Source organism: Foetidibacter luteolus (assembly GCF_009650435.1).
In the GTDB taxonomy this organism is placed as follows: domain Bacteria; phylum Bacteroidota; class Bacteroidia; order Chitinophagales; family Chitinophagaceae; genus Foetidibacter; species Foetidibacter luteolus.
Window position 1 is genome coordinate 144,808 of sequence record NZ_VVIP01000094.1, and the last position, 10,769, is coordinate 155,576.

Here is a 10,769-nt window from a genome sequence, read left to right on the forward strand (position 1 = left end):
TTATCTAAACAAATCTACTTTTCCAATGAAAAATCTAATGTCTTTCACGGGCAGGGCCTTTCGTGTGCCTGCCCTTGCAAAAGCGCTCTTTTTACTTACAGCAGTAACCCCTTTTTATTTTTCTGCCAAAGCGCAAACATCTGCCAACAAAGCCCCTGTGGCTGTTATTACGGGCGCCAAAACCATTTATCTCCCAGGCAATTCCTTAGTGTTGGATGGCAGTTCTTCTACAGATAGTGATGGCAGCATTAGCTCATACTCCTGGAAGTTTGTATCAGGCTCCGGCGGTTATGCTTTAAGCGGTACTGCCGGCTCAAAACTTACTGTAAGCAACATGTATGCGGGAACGCGTACTTTTCAGCTTACTGTTAAAGACGATAAAGGCGCCAGCAATACCGCACAGGTAACCTTTACTGTAAGCAACGAGCCCCCAAACGCTGCACCAACAGCAGTAATTACAGGTAACAACAATATCGTTCTTCCTGCCAATTCAACCGTACTTAGCGGCGCTTCTTCCACAGATGCAGATGGTTCAGTTAAGTCTTATGCATGGTCAAAAATAAGCGGCCCTTCAGCAGGTAATGCTTCAGGCGTGTCTTCTTCCGCTCTGTCATTGTCTGGCCTGGTTGAAGGAACATATACTTACGCATTAACTGTTACAGACGATAAAGGCGCTACGGGCGCCACTCAATTAAGCGTTAAAGTAAACGCAGCCCCGGCAAATGCAATACCAACAGCAAGCATTACAGGCAACACCAGCCTTATTCTTCCGGCTAATTCCACAGTGCTGGATGGCTCTGCCTCAAAGGATACAGATGGCAGCATTAAATCTTATGCATGGTCAAGGGTTTCCGGGCCGGCATACGGCAGCCACACAGGTACTTCTACCGCTAAGCTCACACTGTCAGGATTGGTGGAAGGTATTTATGTGTATAAACTTGTTGTTACAGATGATAAAGGGGCAACAGCATCTGCTTCTGTAAATGTTACCATTTCAGCGCCTGCCAACAATGCGCCTGTAGCAAGTATAAGCGGTAATACCAACCTTATCCTTCCCACTAACTCCACAATACTTGACGGCTCTGCATCAAAAGATACTGATGGCAGTATTAAATCTTATGCATGGTCAAGGGTTTCCGGCCCTTCTTATGGCAGCCACACCGGTACATCAGCTGCAAAACTTACACTGTCTGGCTTATCAGAAGGCACTTATGTGTATAAGCTTGTTGTTACAGATGATAAAGGTGCTACTGCTACTGCAAGCGCCAGTGTGGTAGTAAGCAAAACATCTAATGCTGTACCTGTTGCCAAAATTTCGGGTAATACAGATATTCAGTTGCCTGCTAACTCAACCATATTAGATGGTTCCGGCTCTACTGACAGTGATGGCAGCATTAAATCCTATGCCTGGTCTTATGTTTCAGGCCCCACTTCTTATTCTTTTACAGTTAATGGTTCAGACAATTCCAAAGTAACTATCAGCAGCCTTACAGCAGGCGACTATGTATTCAAACTTGCTGTTACAGATAACCAGGGCGCTGTAAGTTCGGTTACTGATACTATTAAAGTTGCTGCCGCACCTTCTACCGGAGACTGTGGCTGTAATATTACCCTTAGCGCCAACAGCGATGGAGCCATTTATGCTACAGGTACAGCTCTTGGTGTTAAACCCGGCGATGTAGTATGCATCAAAGCAGGTAACTATAAGGTAATTTCCTTAACCGCTTTCAACGGTACAGCAACCCAGCCTGTTACTATTAAAAATTGTGGCGGACAGGTTGTGCTTAATCACGTTACAGGAACCAGCATTTCCGTTTATAAAAGCAGTTATTTCAGGTTTACCGGTACCGGCAGTGCAGACAAGTATGGCTTTAAAACAACCACACCTGCACCTGGTCAGTACAGCACTCTTGGTTTTAAAGTGGCTTCTAACAGCACCGATTTTGAAATTGACCACGTAGAGCTTAACCGCATGGCCGTTGGTTTTATGGTAAAAACAGATCCTACCTGCGATGCTGCCACCTGGGCTGAGAATTTTACTATGCGTAATATAAAAATTCATGACACTTATGTACATGATGCACAAGGTGAAGGCTTCTACTGCGGCTATACTTTCGCAACATCCACAGTTACCTGCAATGGGGTTTCCAAAACCGTTTATCCGCAGTTTATAGACGGGATTAAAATTTACAACAACATTACAGACAGCACTTATTGGGACGGTATCCAGGTTGGTCATGCAAGAAATGCGGAAATCTACAACAACACTGTTACCAACTACGGCCTTGAAAACGAAGCCGGGCAAACAGCGGGCATCATCTTTAACAATGGCTCTGCGGGCAAAGCTTTCAACAATACCATAATAAATGGTTTGGGCCCCAACTTCCAGGTAATGGGCCAGGGTAAGATATACCTGTACAATAACCTTATGGTTAATGCCGGTAATAACGTGGTAGATCAGAACGCCATCTTTATTGATGACAGGCCGGAGCAGGGCAGCCTGCCGCTTACTGTGTTCATAGCCAACAATTCTATCATCAACCCTTCCAAGAATGGTATTCTGTTTATGAACACCCGCGGCACCGTAGGTACAGATAACCATATCTACAACAACCTGCTGGTACTTAAGAACAGCGCTTACAAGTTGATTGATACAAAGATTGCTTACACAGCCTCCAACAACCTGGTAACAGCTAACAGCGTGGATGCAAAATTTGCTGCCACCGCCACCGCAGATTACAGGCCGGCCGCCGGTGCTCCTACCATTGATGCCGGTAAAGATTTAACCTCTTACAACATTACCAAAGACATAGTGAATGTGGCAAGGCCGCAGAACGGCAAGTTCGACATAGGCGCTTACGAGTATGCCCAATCTGCAGCTTCAAAAGTATCAGCCTCGGCTGCAACAACTTTCGCTCCCGCTGCCGCACAGGCAGCAGCCCCGGCGGATAAAATTGTAGCCTACAAGCAAGGCCTGACAGTTGCGCCCGTACCGGCAAGGGATCATATCAACATAACCATTAACGACAGGTCAACAGGAAAAGTAAGTATTAAGATAATTGATGGTGCAGGCAAAATGGCGCTGGTTGATAATAACAACACAAAAAGCGATGTAAACTTTCAAACAAGGGTGGATGTATCACGTTTTCCCACAGGCATCTACTATTACGATATTCTTTCCGGCGCCAACAGGTACACAGGAAAATTTATTAAGGCAGGTAACTGATAAAGATTGTTTTTTGGCTCATAGGGTTTTCCAACAAGAGAGCGGGCTTCTGCCCGCTTTCTTTTTTCTAACATATGCTGCTGTTAAAATATCGAAGCAGTTTTTGTTCGGATCGCAGGAAGTGAAGGCCTTTCAAAAATTTTATCCCGGCCTTTATAACCGCTCTTCCTAAACGGGAATAATTTTTTTTAATTTAATTCCTATAAATTTTGTAGGAATTAAATAGTCTACTAATTTTACATAGAATTATAACACATGCTTTTCTGTTCTACCATATCGCGATGTTGATTGCAATGGCCGGTTAGTCCACACACTACGCTATTGATTTTTCCAGGTATTATGTTTTAAAAGCTAAAAGCCACCTAACAGGGTACAGATAAATTATTGCATACGAGTTACGTGGCCGAGTGGCTAGGCAAAGGGCAGCAAACCCTTTAACGCTGGTTCGACTCCAGCCGTAACTGCTGTAAATAAATTTTACTGATATGTCTAACACCAACTTGCTTCAACAGGAGAACAGCCAGGTACATGCGGAGGTACTTGATGCTAATAACAGTTATGCATCATCCTTTGGCGATAAAGGAAACCTGCCCCTGCCGCCAGGTAGAAAATTTGCCATACTTACCTGCATGGATGCCCGGCTGGATCCTGCAAAATATGCAGGCCTTGCAGAGGGCGATGCACATGTAATACGCAATGCAGGCGGAAGGGCAAGCGATGATGCCATCAGGTCGCTGATAATCTCTCATAAGCTACTCGGCACCAGGGAGTGGTTCGTAATACATCATACGGATTGTGGCATGCAGTTATTTACAGATGAAGTGATACGCGGCCTGCTCACAACAAGCCTTAAAACGGCAACAATTGATGAAAAAGGCTGGCGTAACCTGGATGAAAGCGGAGGATCACATGAGGCAGACAATATCGCATTCTTAGCTTTCATAAACCTGGCCAATAGCGTAACAGAAGATGTGCAACGGATAAAGAAACATCCGCTTGTAGCAAAAGACATTCCCGTGTATGGCTACATATACGATGTAAAGACCGGCAAACTGGTAGAAGTACCTGAAGCCACAGCTATTGGCAGGGCCCGGTAAAAAAAATAGCACAGCAATTAATAATGGCAAGCAATCGATGAAAAGGCGGTGTATCTACACTGCCTTTATTTTTTGGTAACGGGGCGGCATTTGTTTTTTGGCTAATCATTATTACTTTTAAATAAACGAACAGATTATGGTTCCGTACATGCGCCAGTGGTTTAACAGGCATTTTACCAAAGAAAAGTATGAAACATACCTTAAAGAACTGGATGCGCTGCATCCCGGCGCCATTGAATTCCGCATAGCGGAAACACCCATTTTTGTTGATAAGGCGTTTACTGAAAAAATGCTATCCACATGCGAAAGGATCATTGATACAATTGTGAGCCCGGAATTTAAGTTGCTCACCAACCGCGCAATACCTGCGGATATTAAAGTGCCTGATGAAAACAGTTATTCTGACTTTATTGCTTTTGATTTTGGCATCTGCGAGAATGAGCATGGGCAACTTGAGCCGCAATTGATTGAAATGCAGGGTTTTCCCACCTTGTTTGCTTACCAGGTTGATGATGACGAAATAACAACCAGGGTTTTTAATATACCGGATACCTACACTACTTACCTTAATGGCTACAGCAAAGCTTCTTACATTAAATTGTTGAAGGATATTATTATAGCGGACTGCCAGCCTGAAAATGTAATACTGCTGGAAATTTTGCCGCACCAGCAAAAAACACGCATTGATTTTTATTGTACCGAACAACATTTGGGTATACCCATTGTTTGCCTTACAGAACTGGTAAAAGAAGGCCGCCGGCTTTTTTATTGGAGGGATGGTAAAAAGATTGAAGTGAAACGTATTTATAACCGTATCATATTCGACGACCTGCAGCAGCAGCCTGCCGGTATACAGGAAAAAGGAAAGATTATGTTTGAGGAAATGGATGTGGAGTGGGTACCCCATCCTAACTGGTTTTACCGTATTAGTAAATATACCATGCCGCTTATTAAACATCCCAACATCCCTGAAACGAGGTTTTTAAATACCATTGAAACCATACCGGCAGACCTGGAGAATTATGTGCTGAAACCTTTGTTTTCCTTTGCCGGCCAGGGTGTTGTTATTGATGTTACCGAAGACGATATTAAGCAGGTAAAAGATCCTGAAAACTGGATATTGCAGCGCAAAGTAAAATACGCTGATGTAATAGAAACACCCGATGTGCCCGCAAAGGCAGAAATACGGTTGTTTTATTTTTGGAAGCAAGGCGAGCCAAGACCCGTAGCCGCCCAAAACCTGGCCAGGCTAAGCAAGGGGAAAATGATTGGCGTCAGGTACAATAAAGACAAAGAGTGGGTGGGCGGCAGCCTGGTGTATTTTGAAAAATAGTGAAGTATGAAAGTGTATTTTTTATCTGGCCTGGGTGCTGATGAGCGGGCTTTCAGTTTTTTGCAACTTGATTTTTGTGAACCTGTTTTCCTAAAGTGGATTGAACCGCTGAAAAAAGAGTCGCTGGAGCATTATGCCCAACGAATAGCTGAAAACATTCCCGGGGCAAACCCGGCAATAGTAGGTCTTTCATTCGGTGGTATGCTGGCAACAGAAATTGCCAAGTTAAAACCTCAGGCCAACGTGGTATTGCTGTCGAGTTCTAAAACGTACAAAGAAATACCGGGTTACTTACGCATGTGGCGAAAATTTCCGCTGTACAACTGGGCGCCGGACAGCATCTCCAAAACAGTAAGCAGGCCTTTTACCAAAGCATTTAACAGTGCAAGGGGCGCCGAACAAAAACAGGTGTTCAACAGTATGCTGAATGATACAAATATGCGGTTTGACAAATGGGCTGTTGATGCCATAGTGAACTGGAAGAATACTATTGTTTCCCCCAACATTTATCACATTCATGGCGATAAAGACAGGATGCTGCCTTACAGGTTTATTAAGCCTGATTACACCGTTCCCGGTGGTACGCATCTTATGGTAATGAATAACTGGAAAGAAATTTCTGAGCTTATAAAAAAGCAGGTAAGCTGATGCTATGTAAGAGGTAAGAAAGTACGAAGTATCTGTAATATGTAAGATGTGCGATGTGGGATGTACGATGTAAACAAGTACAAAGTTGGAAGTACGAAGTACCTGTAATATGTAAGATGTACGGTGTAAACACGTACGAAGTTAGAAGTACTATTCACTATTCACAATTCACCACTCACCACTCACCACAACTAATCCTCTTTCCTCAACATGCTTATCCTGTCCTGCGGTGGAATATGGCAGGGTTTGCCCTTTTGCGGGCCGCCGCCTTCTTCTTTACGTTTACAGATGGGGGGAAGCATTTTATAGCTGTCTTCGTTGGCTTTTGCGGTGTCTGCGTCAAAGCCGGCATTGTTAATAGCTGTACGCAGGTAATCGAGGGTAATCCTGTCAGGTACATACTGTATGCGTATGGTGCCTGCGCCCATAGAAATATTCCATTTCAAAATGCCTGCATCGCCCTGGCCGCCTACTTCAGTAAGCAGGTATTTTTCCAGTTTGTCTTTACACTCCCAGCATTTTAGCTGTGGCACGCTAATGGTAGCCCATACCGGCCTTGCCTGCATTACCTGTGCTTTTACTGCTGTTGCTGCAAGGAGCACAATAATCAAACCTGCGATTTTTTTCATATCAAGTACTTTTAAAAATATCAAACCAGTTGAATACAAAACGGTTTTATAACCGGGAACCTGTAAGCCAGTTGCCGAGTAGCGAACAAAGCGTACAAGTGAGTGACACAACAGGCGCTTAATAGTAGCAACGCTGCCGGTCCCAAAAAAAATGGCTGCTTTAGCGGCCCCAGTTGGCAGGGTCTTCCCGCCACTGCAGCAATAATGCTTCATTCTCCCGTGAAACTGTTCCTTTTTCCAAAGCTAAATTTATCAGTGCAGAATAATTTGTTAATGATTTGTATGGAACCCCTGCTGTTTCAAAAGCCTGTACAGCAACATTAAACCCATAATTAAAGATAGACACCATGCCTGCCACTTCTACCTCCGCCGCTTTTAAAACATCTACCACCTGCAGGCTGCTTTTGCCGGTTGAAATAAGGTCTTCTATTACCAGCACTTTCTGGCCTTTTTCGTAGAAGCCTTCAATCTGGTTACCCATGCCGTGCTCTTTGGGTTTTGGGCGCACATATATGTAAGGCAGTTTAAGCTGGTCTGCCGCCATAGCGCCCCATGCTATGCCCGCGGTAGCCACACCTGCAAGCAATTCCGCATCCGGAAATTGTTCAAATATCACATTGCACATTTCACTTTTGATGAAGTCGCGTATAAAAGGAAAAGATAAAACCCGCCTGTTATCACAATAAATGGGGCTTTTCCAGCCGCTGGCCCAGGTAAAAGGCGCATCCGGGCTAAGCTTTACAGCGCCGGCCTGCAACAATTTTTCGGCAACGGCTTTTTCGTTGGAAGAAGGCATACTTAAAATTTAAGAGGCACGAAGATAAGTTTGGCTGCATGATTTAAGATGGCGGATTATAATTGTTTATTAACATTGCGGGCTGAAACAGGCTGGGCTACAACAGCATGGTTTTTATTACGCAATTTTAACTTACACACTATGCAACCAACAATTATAGCTGCCGGCGGCCTTGTGCTGAATGATAAAGAAGAACTGCTGCTGATGTTCAGGCGTGGCAAATGGGACCTGCCAAAAGGCAAACTTGACGAAGGAGAAAGCATTGAAGAATGCGCCATACGTGAAGTAATGGAAGAAACTGGGCTTGTGCGTGTTGAACTGGTGAAACCGGTAGGGATTACCTACCACGATTATTTTGACAAATACAGTAAACAGGACGTTACCAAAGAAAGCCATTGGTTTGAGATGAGGGCGCCGGGGGAGCAGCAGTTCATTCCACAAACTGAGGAAGATATTGAACAGATAATCTGGACCGATAGGAAACAACTTAAAAAATGTTTATCCAACAGCTATAAAAATATTATCGAAATTTTGAGCAGCTACTACCTGAAAAAGCTTATATAAGGATATTAGATAATACATAAGGGACTTTTACATAAATCATGGCACGGGGTTGGCAGCTATTTGTGCACAAAGGAACATGCAGTTATGAAAATCGCCTATATATCCACTCATCCTCCCAGGAAGTGCGGCCTGGCAACGTTTAATGAAAACCTTGTTCAGGCTGTTTGGAGTAACGTTAACCAACACAATAACCTGAATGACTACTACATTGTAGCGATGCAGGACAGTGAGGATGTAGATGAATACGATTATCCTCCTGAGGTAAAATTTATAGTTCGCCAGGAGCAGCAGGAAGATTACATTAAGGCTGCGCAATACATTAACAACAGCGATGCCGATGTTTGCCTCCTGGAGCATGAATTTGGCATTTTTGGCGGACAAAGCGGTATATACGTATTGCCGCTGCTGCACAGGCTTAAAAAGCCATTGGTATGTGTAATGCATACCATATTGCAGCACCCCAACTACATACAAAAAGTAATTACAAAAGAGATAGCTAAAAACTGCTCGAAGATTGTTGTAATGAGTAAGAGAGCTGTTGAGTTCCTGGAAAATATTTACGACGTACCGCGGGAAAAAATTGAAATGATAGAGCATGGCGTGCCAGACTTTGAGCTGCCTGTTGCTAATCCATTCAGTAACATTACAGCATTCAAAAACAAAAAGATATTACTTACGTTTGGCCTTATCAGCAAAAATAAAGGGCTTGAAACTGTTGTAAGGGCATTGCCGGAAATTGTTAAACATTACCCGGATGTAGTGTATGTGGTGCTTGGCTCTACCCACCCCGGTGTATTAAAAAGTTCAGGAGAATCTTACCGTAACAGTATTACGCTGCTGGCAACGCAGCTAAAGGTAGAAAAGCACCTGGCATTTATTAACGACTTTGTGGGCGAAGAAGATTTGATTAATTACCTCTATTCTGCCGACGTTTACATAACGCCCTACCTGAGCGAAGCACAAATTACAAGCGGTACTTTGTCGTATGCCGTAGGTTGTGGGGCGGCGGTAGTTTCTACACCTTATTGGCATGCACAGGAGTTGCTGGCAGAAGAACGTGGGGTGCTATTTAACTTCAAAGATTCAGCAGGGCTTGCCGAAGCAGTGGTAGAACTTTTCAATAACCCGCAAAAGCTTGCAGGCATTAAGCGGACTGCTTTTGAGTATGGCCTGCAGTTACGGTGGTCTAAAACCGGTGGTAAATACCTGCAGCTTTTTGAAGAAATGCTGGCTGCTTATGAGGATGATAGACATGAAGGTGAAAGCCTTATTAACCTGGAACTGATGCCACGGCTAAGCATTACACATGCCTTAAGGCTTACAGACGATACGGGTATTGTGCAACATGCCAAATACGGAATACCCAATCTAAAAGAGGGATATTGCCTGGATGATAATGCCAGGGCCCTGATTATGGCCCTAATGGCCTACCAGCAAAACAAAAACAGCGAAGCTTTTAAAGTGCTGCCCATTTACCTAAGTTACATACATTACATGCAGCGGGATGATGGCAACTTTCACAACTTCATGAGCTTTAAGCGGGAGTACCTGGATGACATCGGCTCCGAAGATTCTTTTGGCCGCACTATATGGGCACTGGGCTTTCTTATTTTTAATGCACCCAACAATTCCTATAAAGAGTTTGGCGAAGAGTTATTTTTTAAATCACTTCCGCACTGTAAATCCCTGCGCTGGCTGCGGGGACAGGCTAATGCCATTATTGGCCTGTGCTATTATCTTAAAACAAACCCTTATAACGAGGAAGTGCTGGGTATTTTAAACAATCTGTGCAAGCCCCTGCTAAGGGCATACGAGCAGCACCGTGATGACGACTGGCATTGGTTTGAAGAAAGCCTTACTTATGACAATGGCATACTTCCACTGGCGCTTTTACACGCCACAGAAATAACAGGCGACGAATATGTAAAACATGTAGCGCTAGAGTCACTGGCCTTCCTGGATGAGCTTACCTTAAGCAATGGTTATTTATGCCCGGTTGGTAACGATGGCTGGTATTACAAGGGAGGGCAGTTACCTGTTTTTGACCAACAGGCGATTGAGATAATGGCAATGGTACTCATGTACCTGCAGGCTTATAATGTAACACATAAGTCTGTTTACATACATAAAATGTTCACCAGCTACCTTTGGTTTTTGGGCGAAAACAGTTTGCGGGTTCCGTTGTACGATCCTGAAACAAAGGGTTGCTGCGATGGCCTGCAGCCAAACGGTATTAACCGTAACCAAGGGGCTGAAAGTACGCTGGCTTACCTGGTATCGCACCTCACCGTGCTGGAAGCTTTTGAAATGGAATACCAGTATAAAAGTTCACTCGAAACAAGAACGGAGACGGTATAAGTTGTACAAACACATCGTACATCTCAATCTTACATTTTTCCATCATGCATATATATCGTACATCCCACATCAAACATCTTACATAAAAAAGTACTTCGTACTTCGTAAATCGTACTTG

General features: G+C 43.9%; 8 protein-coding genes and 1 tRNA gene. 7 read left to right on the forward strand and 2 right to left on the reverse strand.

The annotated features are described in order from the left end of the window. Positions 1-25 precede the first annotated feature (25 nt). The 5 genes from F0364_RS28325 (at position 26) to F0364_RS28345 (ending at position 6,304) form a co-directional block, all read left to right on the forward strand. Positions 26-3,226, forward strand: a complete 3,201-nt coding sequence (locus F0364_RS28325) for a PKD domain-containing protein (protein WP_153801192.1) — start codon at positions 26-28, stop codon at positions 3,224-3,226. Between the two features lie 393 nt (positions 3,227-3,619). Continuing rightward, positions 3,620-3,690: transfer RNA gene (locus F0364_RS28330), tRNA-Cys, on the forward strand. Between the two features lie 21 nt (positions 3,691-3,711). Further along, entirely contained in the window at positions 3,712-4,323 is a 612-nt protein-coding gene (locus tag F0364_RS28335) for a beta-class carbonic anhydrase (protein ID WP_153801193.1), read from the forward strand. 136 nt (positions 4,324-4,459) lie between these two features. After that, positions 4,460-5,656 carry an ATP-grasp domain-containing protein gene (locus tag F0364_RS28340; protein WP_153801194.1) on the forward strand — a complete coding sequence of 399 codons (1,197 nt, stop codon included), beginning with the start codon at positions 4,460-4,462 and terminating at the stop codon, positions 5,654-5,656. A gap of 6 nt (positions 5,657-5,662) precedes the next feature. Next, a complete protein-coding gene (locus F0364_RS28345; RefSeq protein ID WP_153801195.1) occupies positions 5,663-6,304 on the forward strand; it encodes an alpha/beta hydrolase in 642 nt (213 codons plus the stop codon). 191 nt (positions 6,305-6,495) lie between these two features. Here the strand turns inward: F0364_RS28345 and F0364_RS28350 are convergent, their stop codons facing one another. After that, positions 6,496-6,933, reverse strand: coding sequence for a hypothetical protein (locus F0364_RS28350; RefSeq protein WP_153801196.1), 438 nt, complete (start codon positions 6,931-6,933; stop codon positions 6,496-6,498). A gap of 160 nt (positions 6,934-7,093) precedes the next feature. After that, positions 7,094-7,729 (reverse strand): orotate phosphoribosyltransferase, encoded by a 636-nt coding sequence (gene pyrE, locus F0364_RS28355; protein WP_153801197.1) that lies wholly within the window; start codon positions 7,727-7,729, stop codon positions 7,094-7,096. A 141-nt stretch (positions 7,730-7,870) separates the two neighbouring features. On the opposite strand from pyrE, the gene F0364_RS28360 reads away from it, so the two are divergent. Together F0364_RS28360 and F0364_RS28365 are read left to right on the forward strand one after the other, a co-directional pair. Continuing rightward, entirely contained in the window at positions 7,871-8,293 is a 423-nt protein-coding gene (locus F0364_RS28360; protein WP_207632931.1) for an NUDIX hydrolase, read from the forward strand. 84 nt (positions 8,294-8,377) lie between these two features. Next, positions 8,378-10,651: a glycosyltransferase family 4 protein gene (locus F0364_RS28365; protein WP_153801199.1), complete on the forward strand. Its 2,274-nt coding sequence runs from the start codon at positions 8,378-8,380 to the stop codon at positions 10,649-10,651. Positions 10,652-10,769: the final 118 nt, after the last annotated feature.